17 protein-coding genes are annotated in these 16207 nt (G+C 64.0%); 11 read left to right on the plus strand and 6 right to left on the minus strand.

Going from position 1 to position 16207, the window contains the following annotated elements:
• Positions 1-72: 72 nt before the first annotated feature.
• Entirely contained in the window at positions 73-1296 is a 1224-nt protein-coding gene (locus BRPE64_RS25320; RefSeq protein ID WP_016347780.1) for an MFS transporter, read from the minus strand.
• Between the two features lie 174 nt (positions 1297-1470).
• On the opposite strand from BRPE64_RS25320, the gene BRPE64_RS25325 reads away from it, so the two are divergent.
• From BRPE64_RS25325 to BRPE64_RS25340, 4 genes are all read left to right on the plus strand, one after another.
• On the plus strand, positions 1471-2391 hold the full coding sequence (locus BRPE64_RS25325) for a LysR family transcriptional regulator (protein WP_044043264.1): 921 nt from the start codon (positions 1471-1473) through the stop codon (positions 2389-2391).
• Between the two features lie 129 nt (positions 2392-2520).
• Positions 2521-2892 (plus strand): response regulator transcription factor, encoded by a 372-nt coding sequence (locus BRPE64_RS25330; RefSeq protein ID WP_044043266.1) that lies wholly within the window; start codon positions 2521-2523, stop codon positions 2890-2892.
• Positions 2893-3048: 156 nt separating this feature from the next.
• Positions 3049-5253, plus strand: coding sequence for a PAS domain-containing sensor histidine kinase (locus BRPE64_RS25335; protein WP_051180551.1), 2205 nt, complete (start codon positions 3049-3051; stop codon positions 5251-5253).
• Positions 5243-5914 carry a response regulator transcription factor gene (locus BRPE64_RS25340; protein ID WP_016347785.1) on the plus strand — a complete coding sequence of 224 codons (672 nt, stop codon included), beginning with the start codon at positions 5243-5245 and terminating at the stop codon, positions 5912-5914. Before BRPE64_RS25335 ends, BRPE64_RS25340 begins: the two co-directional genes overlap by 11 nt.
• 5 nt (positions 5915-5919) lie before the next feature.
• On the opposite strand, the gene BRPE64_RS25345 is transcribed toward BRPE64_RS25340, so the two are convergent.
• Together BRPE64_RS25345 and BRPE64_RS25350 are read right to left on the minus strand one after the other, a co-directional pair.
• Positions 5920-6153: a hypothetical protein gene (locus BRPE64_RS25345; RefSeq protein WP_144063540.1), complete on the minus strand. Its 234-nt coding sequence runs from the start codon at positions 6151-6153 to the stop codon at positions 5920-5922.
• A gap of 131 nt (positions 6154-6284) precedes the next feature.
• A complete protein-coding gene (locus tag BRPE64_RS25350; protein ID WP_016347787.1) occupies positions 6285-7859 on the minus strand; it encodes a sensor domain-containing diguanylate cyclase in 1575 nt (524 codons plus the stop codon).
• Between the two features lie 403 nt (positions 7860-8262).
• Here BRPE64_RS25350 and BRPE64_RS25355 point away from each other — a divergent pair, with 403 nt between their 5' ends.
• The 3 genes from BRPE64_RS25355 (at position 8263) to aroQ (ending at position 11347) form a co-directional block, all read left to right on the plus strand.
• On the plus strand, positions 8263-9678 hold the full coding sequence (locus BRPE64_RS25355; RefSeq protein ID WP_016347788.1) for an MFS transporter: 1416 nt from the start codon (positions 8263-8265) through the stop codon (positions 9676-9678).
• A 133-nt stretch (positions 9679-9811) separates the two neighbouring features.
• A complete protein-coding gene (locus BRPE64_RS25360; protein ID WP_016347789.1) occupies positions 9812-10864 on the plus strand; it encodes a Gfo/Idh/MocA family protein in 1053 nt (350 codons plus the stop codon).
• 36 nt (positions 10865-10900) lie between these two features.
• A complete protein-coding gene (gene aroQ, locus BRPE64_RS25365) occupies positions 10901-11347 on the plus strand; it encodes a type II 3-dehydroquinate dehydratase (RefSeq protein ID WP_016347790.1) in 447 nt (148 codons plus the stop codon).
• Between the two features lie 94 nt (positions 11348-11441).
• On the opposite strand, the gene BRPE64_RS33505 is transcribed toward aroQ, so the two are convergent.
• Together BRPE64_RS33505 and BRPE64_RS25370 are read right to left on the minus strand one after the other, a co-directional pair.
• Positions 11442-11606 (minus strand): hypothetical protein, encoded by a 165-nt coding sequence (locus BRPE64_RS33505; protein WP_016347791.1) that lies wholly within the window; start codon positions 11604-11606, stop codon positions 11442-11444.
• Positions 11607-11681: 75 nt separating this feature from the next.
• The gene (locus BRPE64_RS25370; protein ID WP_016347792.1) at positions 11682-11945 is read right to left on the minus strand and encodes a hypothetical protein; all 264 of its coding nucleotides are present in this window, start codon (positions 11943-11945) and stop codon (positions 11682-11684) included.
• Between the two features lie 344 nt (positions 11946-12289).
• On the opposite strand from BRPE64_RS25370, the gene BRPE64_RS25375 reads away from it, so the two are divergent.
• Both BRPE64_RS25375 and BRPE64_RS25380 read left to right on the plus strand, forming a co-directional pair.
• Positions 12290-13690, plus strand: a complete 1401-nt coding sequence (locus BRPE64_RS25375) for an amino acid permease (RefSeq protein ID WP_044043673.1) — start codon at positions 12290-12292, stop codon at positions 13688-13690.
• Between the two features lie 23 nt (positions 13691-13713).
• Positions 13714-14913 (plus strand): amino acid aminotransferase, encoded by a 1200-nt coding sequence (locus BRPE64_RS25380; RefSeq protein ID WP_016347794.1) that lies wholly within the window; start codon positions 13714-13716, stop codon positions 14911-14913.
• Positions 14914-14929: 16 nt separating this feature from the next.
• Here BRPE64_RS25380 and BRPE64_RS25385 read toward each other — a convergent pair whose 3' ends face one another.
• Complete coding sequence (locus BRPE64_RS25385; RefSeq protein ID WP_044043675.1) at positions 14930-15310, minus strand: hypothetical protein; 381 nt, start codon at positions 15308-15310, stop codon at positions 14930-14932.
• A 138-nt stretch (positions 15311-15448) separates the two neighbouring features.
• On the opposite strand from BRPE64_RS25385, the gene BRPE64_RS25390 reads away from it, so the two are divergent.
• Positions 15449-15697: a cyclic nucleotide-binding domain-containing protein gene (locus tag BRPE64_RS25390; RefSeq protein ID WP_044043676.1), complete on the plus strand. Its 249-nt coding sequence runs from the start codon at positions 15449-15451 to the stop codon at positions 15695-15697.
• 67 nt (positions 15698-15764) lie between these two features.
• The gene (locus BRPE64_RS25395; RefSeq protein WP_016347797.1) at positions 15765-16088 is read left to right on the plus strand and encodes a hypothetical protein; all 324 of its coding nucleotides are present in this window, start codon (positions 15765-15767) and stop codon (positions 16086-16088) included.
• Positions 16089-16207 lie beyond the last annotated feature (119 nt).

Below are 16207 nucleotides of genomic sequence, written 5' to 3' on the forward strand. Positions count from 1 at the left end.
CCCGATCGTTCGAGTTGAACTCACGATACGGTCGGACGCGGCTTCACGCCATCAGCCGTGCATACAGCCGGATCATCCTTGCGTATAGGTTCGGGCGGAGTGATGTCGTCCGATCAGAAGGAAATGCGCCAGCGCGATGAGCGGAAACACCGTGGCGACGAGCGCGACGAGCGTCCAGCCGCCGTGGTCGTAGAGCTTGCTCGCGAACGCGGAGCCGACTGCGCCGCCGACGAAAATGCTCGTCATGTACACCGCGTTCAGACGATTGCGGCTCGCGGCGTGCAGCGCGTAGATTTCGCGCTGGCCGAGCACCATGTTCATCTGCACGGCGAAGTCGAGCACGACGCCCGTCACGACGAGCGCGCCCACGCCCCACGCCGGGTGAATCACGACCGGCAGATAGGCGAGCGCCGCGAGCACCAGCGCGATGAAGGTCGCGCGCACGGTGTGGCCGGCATCCGCGAGGCGTCCGGCGATCGGCGCGGAGGTCGCGCCCGTCGCACCGATCAGCGCGAAGATGCCGATGGCCGTCTGCGTGAGCCCGTAATGCCGCGTCAGTTCAACGGGCACCGCGGTCCAGAACAGACTGAACGACGCGAACATCAGCCCTTGATACAGCGAGCGATGACGCAGCACCGGCATCGAGCGCACGAGATGGCCGAGCGAGCCGATCAACTGAAAGTACGTTGCCTGATGGTCGGGCTGGCGGCGCGGAATGGTGAGCGCGAGCACGGTCGTGATGACGACCATCAGCACGGCGGCGGCGCCGAACATCGCGCGCCAGCCGAAGTGGCCCGCCACGAGACTCGAAATCGGCCGCGACAGCAGAATGCCGAGCAAGAGCCCGCTCATGATCGTGCCGACGACCTTGCCGCGCGTTTCATCCGGCGCGAGGTGCGCCGCGAGCGGAATCAGGATCTGCACGGCCACCGACGAAAATCCGATCAGCAACGAGATCAGAAGGAACAAGCCAGGCGTGTGCGCGAACGTGGCGGCGACGAGGCTCGCAATCGACACGAGCGCGGTCGCGATCATGAGCTTGCGGTTTTCGAGCAGATCGCCGAGCGGCACGATGAAAAACAGCCCGAGCGCATAGCCGATCTGCGTCAGCGACACGATGAGGCTCGCCGTGCCGCCCGCCATGTGCAGATCGGGCGCGATGAGTTCGGTGATCGGCTGCGCGTAATAGAGATTCGCGACGATGGCGCCGCAGCAGAACGCGAAGAGCGCAATCAGGCCGCGCGTAAGCTCGACGTGCTTTGAGCTGTCGAGCGTGGTCGATGTTGGAGTCGACATGAAGATTCCTTGAGTGGCAGAGGGGGAATATACGGTGTCGTCGCGTAACGTGCTTGAGACGCTTCCGTGCCTCTGAATGGGCGATGTTCCGAAGCATAGTCGTTGCGGAAACTTTGTTGAATAGCCCTAGAATGCAAGCTGACGTTGCGTGTAACGCAACCATTTGAGGCGAGCATGGACAAACTTCAGGCACTCACGACACTCCTTGAAGTGGCCGACGCCGGCGGCTTCGCGCGCGCGGCGCAGCGGCTGGGCGTGGCGACATCGTCGGTGACGCGTCTCATGGACGCGCTCGAAGCCTCGCTTGGCGCGGCGCTGCTCACGCGCACGCCGCGCCGGGTCAGTCTGACGGATGCGGGCGTCGCCTATGTCGAGCAGATCGGCAAGCTGCTCGACGAACTCGCCGAAGCCGACGAAAGCGTGTTCGACAGCGGCGCGTCGCCGGTCGGCGTGCTGCGCATCGCGGTGCCTTCCGCCTATGGCCGGCTTCGGCTGGCGCCGCATCTGGCGGCGTTTCTGGCCGAGCATCCGCGCGTGACTCTGGATATTGTCGTCGCGGATCATTACGCGGATCTGGCGGCGGAGCGCATCGACGTGGCCGTGCGCATCGGCGTGCCGGAGCGCGACGCGAATCTCGTCGTACGAAAGCTGGCGGACAATCCGCGCGTGGTGGTCGCGAGCGAAGACTATCTGGCGCGTGGCGGTACGCCCGCCGCGCCGGAAGACCTCGCCCGGCACGAATGTCTGCGCTTCGCTTACGGCGGGAGTCATCGCGCGCGGCAGGAATGGACGTTTCGACGCGACGCGGGGCCCGATACGCGCGTGGAAGTACACGGGCATCTGCTGTCGAACAATATCGACATGCTGCTCGAAGCGACGCGCGCGGGCCGCGGCATTGCGCTCTTGCCCGCGTGGCTCGTCGAAGCCGATGTGCGCGACGGCCGGCTCGTGCGGCTATTCGAGCATCACGAGGCGCGGCCGCACGACATCGACGCCATTGTCTATGCGGCGTTTCTTCCGAACCGGCGGCAGTCGAGCAAGGTCCGTGCATTGCTGCGGTATCTGAAGGCGCGCGTCGGCGTGGCGAGCGAATAAAGCAGACGCTTCAAATCCTATACGTACATATGATTTCGCCGCCTGCGCCGCGTGCGTAAGATGGGTTCATCCAAGCGGTGGACCAGTCCCATGCCCGCCGAATTTCACGCACGGTTCAGGACAACGCCCTTGCTATCGCCTTCTAGAGTTTCCGTGGTCGACGACGACGAATCCGTCCGCGTCGCCTCCTCCAGCCTGCTGCGCTCGCTCGGCTGGGAGGTCAGCCTGTATCCGTCGGCGGAAGCGTTTCTCGACGCCGATTCGCTCGACGGTCTTGCATGCATCATCACCGACCTCAACATGCCCGGCATGTCCGGCCTGCAATTGCAGCAACGTCTGCGCGAACTCGGGCTCGGCGTGCCGATCATGTTCGTCACGGCGTTTGCATCGGACGCCGCGCGCCGTCAGGCGCTCGAAGGCGGCGCGGTGTGCTTTCTCAGCAAGCCGGTCGACGGAACCGCCGTCGCCGATTGCCTCGAACGCATCAGGCAAGGTTTTTGAAGGATTAGAATCATTCTGTAATCGGGCTTGCGCGCAGGTCTCGTTGCGGCGCGGCGGGCGCGATATTCATCAACGAACGCTTTTTCGAACGCCCATGACCCTGTCGCCTGCTTCGTTTGTCGTTCGTTTCCACTCGCCGGCGTCAGACCGGCTGTGATGGAGACATTCCAGAGCGCGCCGCGCGCGGTGCGTCACGATACCCGCATCGTGTCGATTCTCGCGGCAGTCATCGGCCTTGCCGTTTTTCTCATCGATGCGCTCACGCCGCTCGATATCGCCATCGCGGTGCTATATGTGATTGTCGTGCTGCTCGTCTCGTCGACGGGCAATCGCACCGCGACCGTCACCACCGCCTGGGGCTGCGTGCTGCTGACGCTCGTCGGCTTCATTCTCTCGCATGACGAAACCGTGTCGAGCGGCGCGCTGGCTCGCTGCGCGGTGAGCCTGCTCGCCATCGTCACGACGGCGATCCTCACGCTGCGCAATCAGTCCGCCACGACGAAGATGCAGGAGCAACTCGAACTGCTCAATCTCGCACACGATGCGATCGTCGCGCACGACATGAACGACCGCATCACGTTCTGGAATCGCGGCGCGGAAGCGCTCTACGGTTTTTCGGCGCAAGAGGCGCTCGGCCAGCCGATTCAGCGCATGACGCAATCCAGCTCGCCCGTGCCGCACGCGCTGATCCGCACCGAACTGCTGCGCTCGGGTCACTGGGACGGCGAGATCACGCGCGTGCGGCACGACGGCAGCGAGATCGTCATTGCGAGCCGCGCGGCGCTGCTGCGTGACGCCAAAGGCCTGCCGCGCGCGGTGCTCGCGACCAGCAACGACATTACGCAGCGCAAGCGCATGGAAGCCGAGGTGCAGCGTCAGCGCGAGGAACTGCGCAAGACGATCGACGTGATTCCCGGCATGGTGTGGAGTTCGTCGTCCGACGGGCGGCTCATTTTCATCAACCGCCGGTGGAACGATCTCGGCGTGGCGCTCGACGAAGGCGGCGGCGATATCTGGCGCACCATCGTGCATCCCGCCGATCTGGCGCAGATGCAACGCGACTGGCAGGCGGCGATCGCGGCGGGCACGCCGTTCGAGAACGTCTCGCGCATTCGCGGCGGCGACGGCGGCTATCGCTGGATGCATATCGGCGCCGAGCCGCTGCGCGACGGCGCAGGCCAAATCCTGCGCTGGTACGGCGTCAACACGGATATCGAGGCACGCAAGCAGGCCGAGCATGCGCTCAGGCGCAGCGAGGCGTTTCTGCTCGATGCGCAGCGTCTGTCGCGCACGGGCAGTATCGCGACGCGTCTGCCCGCGGGCACGATGTGGTGGTCCGACGAGGCGTATCGCATCTTCGACTATCCGCGCGATGTCGTGCCGAGCATCGACGCGATTCTCGCGCACACGCATCCCGACGACATTGCCATTGTGCGCGGCGTGCATGAAGCGGCCGCGAGCGGCGCGTGCGAGATCGATGTCGAACATCGGCTGCTGCTGCCGGACGGCGCGATCAAGCACGTGCATTTCGTCGCGCATCGTGCGTCGAGCGAAAGCGATGGCGACGAGTACGTCGGCGCGTTGATGGACGTCACCGAAACCAAGCTCGCGCAGGAGGCGCTCGCGCGCTCGACCGCCGAACTCGCGCATGTCACGCGCGTGACGATGCTGGGCGAACTGGCGGCGTCGATTGCGCATGAAGTCACGCAGCCGATGGCGGCCATCGTCACGTGCGGCGGCGCGGGCTTGCGCTGGCTCGGGCGCGAGAAGCCGGACATCGCGGAGGCGCAGGAATCTATTACGCAGATGATTCGCGACGCCAAACGCGCGAGCGAGGTCATCGCACGCATTCGCGCGATGGCGCGCAAGCGCGACAGCCAGCCCGCCACGCTCGACTTGAACGAGATCGTCGGCGAGACGATCGAACTCGTGCGGCGCGAACTGGAGCGTTATCGCGTGGACGTGCGCACCGATCTCGCGATGCCGTCGCCCACCGTGGTGTGCGATCGCGTGCAGTTGCAGCAGGTGCTCATCAATCTGATCATGAACGCGGCGCAGGCGATGTCCGGCGTGAACGGGCCGCGCATCTTGCGCATTGCGACGGGCGCGAGCAGCCGCGATCCGGGTTGTGCGCAGATCACGGTGCAGGATTCGGGCACGGGCATCAGCGAAGAAAACGCCCGCCGGCTTTTCGATGCGTTCTTCACGACGAAGGCCGAAGGCATGGGCATGGGCTTGTCGATATGCCGTTCGATCATCGAGGCGCACGGCGGCAGGATATGGGCGGAATCGCCCGATGAAGGCGGCGCGCGCTTACGCTTCGTGCTGCCCGAAAACGAAGGGGGAGACAATGAGCACTGACAAGGACGCGAACACGAAGGCAAACAGCGCGATGGTCTACGTGGTCGACGACGACGAATCCATGCGCGACGCGCTCGACATGCTGTTGCGCTCCGTCGGCATGAGCGTGATGACGTTCGCGTCCGCGCACGAATTCCTGGCCTACGACATGCCCGAAGTGCCGAGCTGCCTGATTCTCGACGTGCGTCTGAAGGGCCAGAGCGGGTTGGCGGTGCAGGAGCAGATGGCGGCGAGCCAACTCGGCTTGCCGATCGTTTTCATGACGGCGCACGGCGATATCGCGATGACCGTGAAGGCGATGAAGGCCGGCGCGAAGGATTTTCTTGCGAAGCCGTTCCGCGATCAGGACATGCTCGACGCGGTTGCGCAGGCGCTCGAAAGCGATGCGCAACGGCGCGCGGCGAGCCGCTCGGTCGCGGATTTGCGTCGTTCGTACGATTCGCTCACGCCGCGTGAGCGCGAGGTGATGGCGTTCGTGGTGTCGGGGCTGATGAACAAGCAGATCGCGGCGGAGATGAACCTGAGCGAGATCACCGTGAAGATTCATCGCGGCCAGGCGATGAAGAAAATGGCAGCGCGTTCGCTCGCCGATCTCGTGCTGAAGGCCGAAGCGCTCGGCGTGAAGATGCCGCAGGGCGCATCCACGCCGCCGCGCGCTTGATGGTGTTATTGCTGAGGCGTCTGGTCTTGCGCGAGTATCGCAGGTGCGGATTCCGCTTCGTGCGCTGCGTGCGCCGCGTGCGCTTCGTCCAGCGCGATGCGCTCGAGCGGCAACTGCGTGTCGTAGCCCGCGCGGTCGAGGGCGCTCCAGTCGTGCGGCACATTCAGCGAATACCACGTGCCGAACGCCAGCACGGCGGCGCAACCCGATAACAGCCTGCGTGTCGATGTATCGCTCATGATGCGCTCCCAGTGCTTGACCATGACGTCAGCTTACGGAAGCGCACGCGCGCAGGCTATTCTACGAACGACTCGGCGGGGTTATACGAACGTGTGGGGCAACCGGGATTCGCACGGCTTCGGAACCGCGGTCAGCTTCGCTGCGTGGCCAGTGCGGCTTCGTCGTCGTTCTTCGTGAGACCCGCTGCTTCCGCCGCGAAGCGATACCCCCCACGCTCATACTGCTTCGCCTCATACAACGCCGCATCCGCCCGCTTCAACGCGCTTTCAAACGCCTCTCCCGGCAGCGCGAGCGCAATGCCCACGCTCACCCCGACCCGCACGGTCACGCCCGCATCGAGCACATAAGCCGGCGACAGTTCGCGAATGATCTTGTCCGCGAAACTCTCGCAAGCCCTTTTCGACAGATAGCTCGCGACGATCGCGAATTCATCGCCGCCCAGACGCGCCGCCAGTTCGCCGCGCCGCAGCGCGTTACGCAGCCTGTCGGCGACGCGCCGCAGCAACTCGTCGCCCGCGTTGTGGCCGTGCGCGTCGTTGACGCGCTTGAAGCCGTCGAGATCGACATACATCACGAGAACCTTCTCGTGCCCGACGCCGCCCGCCATCAGCCGCTCGGCGTGATCGCCGAGATAGCGCCGGTTGGGCAGACCGGTGAGCGAGTCGTGATGCGCCCAGTGCAGAATCTTCGCCTCGGCCTTCCGGCGTTCCGTCACATCCTCGATGATGATCACCGCGCTGCCGTCCGGCACCGGATTGCGGCTCAGTTCGAGCTGCCGGCCATCGCACAGCTGCAGATCGAGCGGCGGATTGCCTTCACGCAGCCATTGCGTGCAGCGTTCCGAAAACTGCGCGCGCAGCGTCTCGCCGAACTTCGCCAGCCCGACGAAGCCGATGAAATCCGGCAACGACACATTCAGCCGCAGCATCTCGACGGTCGCGCCAAACAGTTCCGCCGACTTCCGGTTCGCGATGACGACCTTGCCCGTCGCATCGACGGTGCATAGGCCATGCGGCATATGCGCGAGCGCGGCGTCGAAGCGCGCGGCGATTTCCGCATGGCGCTGTTCGGCCGTCATCAGCGCGACGAGGCTGCGGTAATGGCGGCCCACGACCGCGCACATCGCGCCGATATACAAAAACAGCGGCGGCACGAGAATCCAGTAGCCGGGCGGCCCGAACAGCGCGCCCACGCCGATCGGCACCGCGCCGAGACACACTTGTCCGATCGCCAGATGCGGCGTTCCCGCGTTGCGCGACGCGATGCCGCCGAGCAAACCCGCCGTGACCATGATGGCGAGCGAGGCCAGCGCGGCATCGCCCGAAAGCACGCAGGCCATGGTCCCGAGGCCGGTGACGAGGCACGTCGCGAGCGCGAACGGCGCATAGCGCCCCGCCCACGGCGCGGGATGCGGCGCAGCGTTTTGCACACACGGCCGGCACAGCGCGCGATAGCGGCAGACGATGCCCACGCGCACGGCCAGCAGCAATAAATCGGCGGCGACCCAGAGCATCGTCCAGAGCGCGCCCAGTCGCGCAAGCGCGATGATCGCGACGAACGCGCTGGAGGCGCCGGACAGCAGCAACGGACGGATATCTTCGACCAGCGTCGAAAGCAGCGAGGCGCGAATGGCGGCCGTGATCTGCCCGTCCTCTGTCGCCGGCGTGGCCAGAATCGATTCGATCAATGACGGATTGCCTGGCATACGGAGGACCGACGGGCCGGAGAGAGCGCGAAAGGGGAGCGGCGGCGTCATTGTTACCGCCGGTGATCGTGTTTACGGCCGTGTCTGCACAAGCTTTAGGCACATCTCGGCGCGCGTGCCTATTATTCGCTGAGAGCGCATTCTGATTTTCATCGGAGGCAGATTATGTCTCTTCCAAGACATAGTAATTTATCGCCCAAGCCTTTCACCGACTGCGCGGCGCGCGGGTTTTGCCTCATCGAAAGCTTTCGTTTCAGCGACCATGATGAATGGATGCCCGCCCAGGCGCGGTGCATCGGTGTCGCCTAGCGAAAGCAAGCAAGAGGAAGTGTGATATCGGTGTAAGGACATCGTCGTAAAGAAGGGCGCAGAACCCGTCGAACGATCAAAAAATGGAGACGTCATGGATACGAATTCCCTCGCACCCGCGAAAGACGGGTCGCACGCCGAGCACCGCAAGCAGACGAAGAAAGCGACGGCGAGCGGCTGGATAGGCTCCGCGCTCGAGTACTACGACTTCTTCATCTATGCGCAGGCGGCGTCGCTCATTTTTCCGCAGATCTTCTTTCCCTCGGGCAACCCGAAAGTGGCGATCGTCGCGTCGCTCGCGACCTACGGCGTCGGCTACGTCGCGCGGCCGATCGGCGCGTTCGTGCTCGGTCACTGGGGCGACACGCACGGCCGCAAAACCGTGCTCGTGCTGTGCATGTTCCTGATGGGCTTCTCGACGATGGCCGTCGGCCTCTTGCCGACGTATCAGAGCGTCGGCATGCTCGCGCCCGCGCTGCTCGTGATCCTGCGGCTGGTTCAGGGCTTCGCGGTGGCGGGCGAAATCTCCGGCGCAAGCTCGATGATCCTCGAACACGCGCCATTCGGACGACGCGGCTATTTCGCGAGTTTCACGCTGCAAGGCGTGCAGGCCGGGCAGATTCTCGCCGCCGCGATCTTCCTGCCGCTCGCGTATTACATGCCCGAGGACGCGTTCAATTCGTGGGGCTGGCGCATTCCGTTCCTGCTTTCGGCGGTCGTGCTGATCGCGGGTTACATCATTCGTCGCGAAGTGCACGAAACGCCCGCGTTCGAGAAGGAAGGCGAGAAGGGCGCGGTGCCGCACTCGCCGATCGTCGAGGCTTTCAGATACAACCTCGCCGACATGATCCGCGTCGTCTGCATGGCGCTGATGAACGTGATTCCCGTCGTCGCGACCATTTTCGGCGCGGCCTACGCGGTGCAGGCGGCGTATGGCGTCGGCTTCCACAAGAGCGTGTATCTGTGGATTCCGGTCGCGGGCAATATCATCGCCGTGCTGGTGATTCCGCTGGTCGGCAATCTCTCCGACAAAATCGGGCGCAAGCCGCCGATCATTTTCGGCGCGATTGCCTCGGGGCTGCTGTCGTATCTGTATCTCTACGCGATCAGCATTCACAGTGTCGGCCTGGCGATCGTCGCGTCGCTGCTGATGTGGGGCATCGTCTATCAGGGCTATAACGCGATCTTCCCGAGCTTCTTCCCCGAGCTCTTTCCGACGCGCACGCGCGTCTCCGCGATGGCCATTGCGCAGAACATCGGCACGACCATCACCGCGCTTCTGCCCGCACTCTTCGCGACGGTCGCGCCGCCCGGATCGACGAACATTCCGGTCATGATCGGCTCGATCACGCTTGCCGTGACGATCATCGCGGCCATCGCCGCATGGAGCGCGCGCGAGACGTATCGCATTCCGCTCAGCCAGCTCGGCGAGCCGGACGCGCGGCCGGTCGAGAAGTCCGAGTACGACCACCTGCGTGCGGAGTCGGTGGCGAACGCGCGCGAAGCCTGACCGGCACACGGGCCTGCCGCCGCGGGCCCGTGCTTTTTCCCATTACATGTTTCCCATACGGCGGCGCGTGGCCGCGCCGTCCGCGTGCCTTCGTGCGCGCGCTTTTTTCTCGATACGGTGAATCGACGTGACTATGAACACAGGCAAGACGCGCATCGCAGTGGCTGGCGCGGGTTATATCGGACAGGCGCACATGGGCGTCGCGCAGAACAGCGTGACCTGCACCTTGTGCGCGATCGTCGATCCGGCGCCCGCAGCCGTCGATATCGCGGCGCGCGCGGGCGTGCCGCTCTACAGAACGCTCGATGAGCTGCTCGCGAAGGATCGCCCCGACGGCATCGTGCTCGCCACGCCGAATCAGTTGCATGTCGAGCACGCGCGCATCTGCCTCGCGGCCGGCGTGCCGACGCTGCTCGAAAAGCCGATCGCGCCGACGGTCGCCGAGGCGCAGATGCTCGTCGATGAAACGGAGCGTTCGGGCGTCAAGCTGCTGATCGGGCATCATCGCGCGCACAGTCCGATCATGGCGCGCGCGAAACAGGTGATCGACGAAGGGCGGCTCGGCAAGCTCGTCGCGGTGATGGGCAGCGCCGTGTTCTTCAAGCCCGACGAGTATTACGCGGGCGCGGCCTGGCGGCGCGAGCCGGGCGGCGGCCCGATCCTGCTCAACATGATTCACGAGGTGCACAACCTGCGCATGCTGTGCGGCGATATCGTCGCGGTTCAGGCGTTCGCCTCGCACGCGACGCGCGGCTTTCCCGTCGAGGATACAGTCGCGATCAATCTGCGCTTCGCGAGCGGCGCGCTCGGCACCTTCATGCTGTCGGACACGGCGGCGAGCCCGCGCAGCTGGGAACAGACTTCGCAGGAGAACAAGGCATATTCGACTTATCCCGACGAAGACTGCTACGTGATCGCGGGCACGTTCGGCTCGCTGTCCGTGCCGACGATGCGCCTCAAGTCCTACACGCGCGCCGAAGACCGCTCGTGGTGGAAGCCGTTCGAGGAGAGCGTCGTGCCGATGCAGCGCGACGATCCGCTCGCGCGGCAGATGGAACATTTCGGCCGCGTGGCGCGCGGCGAAGCGGAGCCTATTGTCAGCGCGCGCGACGGGCTGCAGAATCTGCGCATCACCGAGGCCATCGGCGAAGCTGCGAGCAGCGGCAAAATCGTCGAAACCGTCTGAATTCCCATCCCTATCTCATCCAATCAAGGACAAGTCATGGCAAAGATCCTGACGCTGCACGGCGTCAACCTCAACATGTTCGGCAAGCGCGACCCGAAGACGTACGGCACCGCGACGCTCGCGCAGATCGACTCGCAACTGGACGCGCTCGGCAAGGAGCTGGGCGTGGAGGTGGAGTGCTATCAGACGAACATCGAAGGCGAGATGTGCTCGCGCATTCACCGCGCGTTCGAGGAAAAGGTCGATGCAATCGTGATCAACGCGGGCGCGTGGACGCATTACAGCTACGCTATCCGCGATGCGCTCGCCATTCTGACGGCGCCGATCGTCGAAGTGCACATGTCGCACGTGCACGCGCGGGAGGAATTCCGCCACAAGTCGGTGTTCGCGGAGATCGCGAAGGGCCAGATTTCCGGCTTCGGCGTGGAGAGTTATTTGCTGGGTCTGCGGGCCGCGGTGGCCGCGATCAAGGCAGGCAAGTAAGGCAAGTAAGGCAAGTAAGGCCAAGCTTCGTTTGAATCTGTCCGGCGAGACGCGCGTGCGTCGCGCCGGAGCGGGGTTCCGGACTGCACGGCGCTCAGATCGTGCGGCCGAAATCCTTGGAACGTTTGCTGTTCAGCTCGTGCTCATTGGTGCGAATGCGCAGCGGTTCCTGATTGCGCTGGGCCGCGCCACGGATGAACAGCACGGCGCAGAACGCGCAGATCGCCCACACAGCCGCGATGATCGTCAAGTAGTTCATGCTCTTCTTCCTGATGCCTGTCTGATGCGATGAACGCGGGCGGCTGACGGCCGCCGTCGCGTCGTGACGTGTCCGTTACGCCTGCGATGCGGGCAGCGCCAGCAGACGGCCGATCAGCTGCTGCGCGAGCGCGTGCTGTTCGGTGATCGTCGCGGCGTCGTGGGCGCTGGCGTCGGGCTCGGCGCGCAGCTTGCCGGCGAGGCGCATGATGTTGTCCGACACCGACTGCAGCGTGCTCAGCAACTCGGCCTGCGTGACCGGCTCGATCGACAGCATCTGCTCCGCAGCAACTTCGGCCGTGCGATGCGGCCTGGCGTTACCTTCCATCGTCTGAAACATGGCGACCCCTCGTGAGTGGATGAGTGCGATTCTGCTGCCAGCGCGCCCGAAGTAATCCTCCGAACAACACCCTATTTCGGCCTCAAATCGGCCCGAGTGCCGCCCTCAAGATTGCGACGCGGGCGCGGCAGGTCCACCCATCAAGGTTCACCGGCGGCCTGGCGGTAAAATCGCAAATTCGTTTTCGGGCGGTCAGCGCGTTCGCGCCGGCCACCTGGGGGCCATCCGCGCAAAAAAACAACACGTTTTACCCGAAAAAACGGCGGCACAGGTGGTCCGAAAGACACAAATTTGCGTACAGGCAGCTTTTACGCGGTAACTTTTGCGGTTCCGCAGGGATGAACATGGTGTCAGGCAACACGAACGAAGCAACGCAGCGCGTCGCACTCAGGCGCGGCCTCAAAAGCCGCCACATTCAGCTGATCGCGCTCGGCGGGGCGATCGGCACGGGACTTTTTCTCGGCGTCGCGCAGACCATCAAGCTCGCCGGGCCATCGGTCCTGCTCGGCTACGCAATTGCCGGCCTGATGGCGTTTTTCATCATGCGGCAACTGGGCGAGATGATCGTCGACGAACCGGTCGCCGGTTCCTTCAGCCATTTCGCCGACAAATACTGGGGCCACGCCGCCGGTTTCGTGTCGGGCTGGAACTATTGGGCGATCTACATTCTCGTGAGCATGGCCGAGCTTTCGGCGATCGGCATCTACATGCAGTACTGGTGGCCGGGCCTGCCAACTTGGGTATCGGCGCTCGTGTGCTTCGCGATCGTCAACGCGATCAACCTGACGAGCGTCAAGTCCTACGGCGAGACCGAGTTCTGGTTCGCCATCGTCAAGGTGGCCGCGATCGTCGGCATGATTTTGTTCGGCGGCTATCTGCTGGCGTCGGGCCACGCGGGGCCGGACGCCAGCGTCGCGAACCTGTGGCGGCTCGGCGGCTTCTTTCCGAACGGCGTGAGCGGTCTCGTCATGTCGATGGCCGTGATCATGTTTTCGTTCGGCGGGCTGGAACTCGTGGGCATTACGGCGGCGGAGGCGGAAGACCCGTCGCGCAGCATTCCGCGCGCGACGAATCAGGTCATTTACCGCATCCTGATTTTCTATGTCGGCGCGCTCGCCATTCTGCTTTCGCTGTATCCGTGGGACAAGGTCGCGACCGGCGGCAGCCCGTTCGTGCTGATCTTCCGCGAAATGAACAGCACGCTGGTCGCGAACGTGCTCAACGTGATCGTGCTCACCGCCGCGCTGTCCGTGTACAACAGCGGCGTCTACGCGAACAGCCGCATGCTCTTCGGCCTGGCGCAACAGGGCAACGCGCCGCGCGTGCTGGCGCACGTGAGCGCGCGCGGCATTCCGCTGCCCGCGCTGGCGGTGTCGGCGCTCGTGACGGCGGCGTGCGTCGTGATCAACTATGCGATTCCGGGCCGCGCGTTCGGGCTGCTGATGGGGCTCGCGGTATCGGCGCTGATCATCAACTGGGCGATGATCAGCATCATCCATTTGCTGTTCCGGCGCGAGAAGCGCGCGCGCCATGAAGCCAGCGCGTTTCCGAGCTTTGCGCATCCGCTGACGAACTACGTGGTGCTGGCGTTTCTCGCGGGCATCGTGTGGGTGATGTACGAAACGCCGGACCTGCGCCTGTCCGTGTACCTGATCCCCGTTTGGCTGGCCGTTCTCGGAATCGGCTACTATCTCAGAAAAAGGGGCGGCGACGCGGATCGCGCCAGCCGTCTTCCCTCTCGCTGATCTCTCGTCCTGACACCACTACCATGTTCGAACATATCGATGCCTATCCCGGCGACCCGATTCTCTCGCTGAACGAAAACTTCCAGAAAGATCCGCGCACCAACAAGGTCAATCTGAGCATCGGCATCTACTTCGACGACGAAGGCCGCCTGCCCGTCATGCAGGCCGTGCGCGAAGCCGAATTGTCGATGCTGAAGAATCTCGGCCCGAAGCCCTATCTGCCGATGGCCGGTTTCGCGCATTATCGCGACGCGGTGCAGTCGCTCGTTTTCGGGCACGATATTCCGGCGCGCGCGGACGGCCGCATTGCGAGCGTGCAGACGCTCGGCGGCTCGGGCGCGCTGAAAGTGGGCGCCGATTTCATCAAGCGTTATTTCCCGCAATCGAAGCTGTGGGTAAGCGATCCGACGTGGGAAAACCATCGTTTCATTTTCGAGCGTGCGGGCTTCGAAGTGAACACGTATCCGTACTACGACGAAGCCACCGGCGGCCTCTTGTTCGATGCAATGCTCGCCGCTATCGACAAGCTGCCCGCGAAGAGCGTCGTGCTGCTGCACGCGTGCTGCCATAACCCGACGGGCGTCGATCTCGATCAGACGCAGTGGGTGCAACTCATCGACGTGTTGCAGAAGCGCGATCTGCTGCCGTTTGTCGACATGGCGTATCAGGGTTTCGGCTCGGGCCTCGACGACGACGCCTTCGCCGTGCGCGAGATCGCGCGGCGCGGCCTGCCGGCGTTCATCGCGAATTCGTTCTCGAAGAATTTCTCGCTGTACGGCGAGCGTTGCGGCGGCCTGCATGTCATCTGCGACGATGCCGCCGAAGCCGACCGCGTGCTCGGTCAGTTGACGAGCGCGGTGCGTTCGAACTACAGCAATCCGCCGACGCATGGCGCGAAGATCGTGACGCACGTGCTGAACACGCCGGAACTGCGGCAGTCGTGGCAGGAAGAACTCGCGTCGATGTGCCAGCGTATTGCACGCATGCGCCGCGCGATCCACGACGGCCTGAAGGACCACGTGCGCGGCGAAATGCTGACGCGCTACATCAAGCAGCGCGGCATGTTCACGTACACCGGGCTCGTTGCGGAACAGGCGGACCGGCTCAAAGAGGAGTTCGGCGTGTATATCCTGCGCTCGGGCCGCATGTGTGTCGCGGGCCTGAACGACAGCAACGTGCAGATCGTCGCGGACGCGATCGGCAAAGTGCTCGCAACGAAGTAAGCATCACGACAAGCCATCACAACGCGGGACAGGACAGCACTTTCTGCTGCGGCAGGCTGCCCGGTCCCGTGTCCACTTTCGTGCCGCGCGGCGGCGTCGCCACGAGGCGCACGCTGTTCTCGCCGGCATTCGCGAGCACATATTGCTCGCCGCTTCCCTCCGGCTGCCAGTACACGCGATATACGTCGCCGTCCTGATAGACGTGCAGCGCGCCATGCCGCACGTCGCCGCCGCGCCAAAAATTCACGCTTTCTCCCTCGCGCAACGCGAACATTGCGCCTTGCCCGCCCGATGCGCTTTCAAGCGTGCCGCATGCGGCGTCGTCGGCGTGAGCGGGTGCGCATAACGCGAACGCGGTGAGCGCGGCGGCGCACAGGCCGATCGAAGCGTGTTTCATCGTCATTCGATTCCTCATCGAGAAAATTGGCGCGTGCGCCGTGCCGCGTTGCTTGCAAGATCCGCGCCGCCGTTCTTTTGCGCGTGTGCTACTTTGAATGAAGCAAGGTCAATGAAGCAGCCGATCATGGAGGCCGACATGTCAGTGATTGCACCGGACGAAAGAGCGGATTTCCTCGCGATCCTTTCGCGCCATCGGCTCGATGAAGGCGATTTTTTCGTGCAGGAAGGCGGCGCATGCGATGTCGTCGACGACGTGTATCCGTTGCAGGGACTCGTCACCATCACGCGGCGCTCGACGTTGAAGGAACGCGATTATCAAACCGGACACGGCACGCAGTGGCCCGTCGCGTTTGAAAAAGATCTGAACAAGGGCATGTTCGGCTGAACGAACGTGCCTCAGGAAGTGAATTCACGTAGTCATTTGTTACGCACTTTTCGACGCGGAGCAGGCGATGAGACCGACCGAATTCAAAGCGTTCAAGGCGCATGTCGCGATGCTGCTGCGCGATCTTCCGCACGGCATGACCGCTGATCTGACCGATGTGGCCGTCGCGTACTGGAACGGCAAGCAGGTGGTCGGCGCCTATCTGCGCGACAACGGCCGCATCGACGAAGATTTCGATTTCGACGAGAACGCGTGGGGCAACTGGCGCGAGGAATTTCTCGTCTGGCTCGATGCCCCGCGTTTCTCCGAACGCGCCGATCTGAAGGCGGCGTTCGTGGCCGGCGCGCTGCCCTCGAATCAGTGCGGCGGACTCTGGCCGCGACACGTCTGACACGTCTGACGCGTCTGACACGTACGATTCGCGTGCCTGTTGCCGCGATCTTCGCAAGTCGTCTGTAAAGCCGCCCCGCGCGCGTCTTTTCCCGCCGTAACGGCACGTTGCTTGCTCCA

The organism is Caballeronia insecticola, from assembly GCF_000402035.1.
Lineage (GTDB): Bacteria > Pseudomonadota > Gammaproteobacteria > Burkholderiales > Burkholderiaceae > Caballeronia > Caballeronia insecticola.

Excerpts from the sequence above, each read along its gene's own strand:
- BRPE64_RS25320 (WP_016347780.1), bottom strand. The coding sequence starts at position 1,296 with ATGTCGACTCCAACATCGACCACGCTCGACAGCTCAAAGCACGTCGAG.
- BRPE64_RS25325 (WP_044043264.1), top strand. The coding sequence starts at position 1,471 with ATGGACAAACTTCAGGCACTCACGACACTCCTTGAAGTGGCCGACGCC.
- BRPE64_RS25335 (WP_051180551.1), top strand. The coding sequence starts at position 3,049 with ATGGAGACATTCCAGAGCGCGCCGCGCGCGGTGCGTCACGATACCCGC.
- BRPE64_RS25340 (WP_016347785.1), top strand. The coding sequence starts at position 5,243 with ATGAGCACTGACAAGGACGCGAACACGAAGGCAAACAGCGCGATGGTC.
- BRPE64_RS25345 (WP_144063540.1), bottom strand. The coding sequence starts at position 6,153 with ATGAGCGATACATCGACACGCAGGCTGTTATCGGGTTGCGCCGCCGTG.
- BRPE64_RS25350 (WP_016347787.1), bottom strand. The coding sequence starts at position 7,859 with ATGCCAGGCAATCCGTCATTGATCGAATCGATTCTGGCCACGCCGGCG.
- BRPE64_RS25355 (WP_016347788.1), top strand. The coding sequence starts at position 8,263 with ATGGATACGAATTCCCTCGCACCCGCGAAAGACGGGTCGCACGCCGAG.
- BRPE64_RS25360 (WP_016347789.1), top strand. The coding sequence starts at position 9,812 with ATGAACACAGGCAAGACGCGCATCGCAGTGGCTGGCGCGGGTTATATC.
- aroQ (WP_016347790.1), top strand. The coding sequence starts at position 10,901 with ATGGCAAAGATCCTGACGCTGCACGGCGTCAACCTCAACATGTTCGGC.
- BRPE64_RS33505 (WP_016347791.1), bottom strand. The coding sequence starts at position 11,606 with ATGAACTACTTGACGATCATCGCGGCTGTGTGGGCGATCTGCGCGTTC.
- BRPE64_RS25370 (WP_016347792.1), bottom strand. The coding sequence starts at position 11,945 with ATGTTTCAGACGATGGAAGGTAACGCCAGGCCGCATCGCACGGCCGAA.
- BRPE64_RS25375 (WP_044043673.1), top strand. The coding sequence starts at position 12,290 with ATGGTGTCAGGCAACACGAACGAAGCAACGCAGCGCGTCGCACTCAGG.
- BRPE64_RS25380 (WP_016347794.1), top strand. The coding sequence starts at position 13,714 with ATGTTCGAACATATCGATGCCTATCCCGGCGACCCGATTCTCTCGCTG.
- BRPE64_RS25385 (WP_044043675.1), bottom strand. The coding sequence starts at position 15,310 with ATGAAACACGCTTCGATCGGCCTGTGCGCCGCCGCGCTCACCGCGTTC.
- BRPE64_RS25390 (WP_044043676.1), top strand. The coding sequence starts at position 15,449 with ATGTCAGTGATTGCACCGGACGAAAGAGCGGATTTCCTCGCGATCCTT.
- BRPE64_RS25395 (WP_016347797.1), top strand. The coding sequence starts at position 15,765 with ATGAGACCGACCGAATTCAAAGCGTTCAAGGCGCATGTCGCGATGCTG.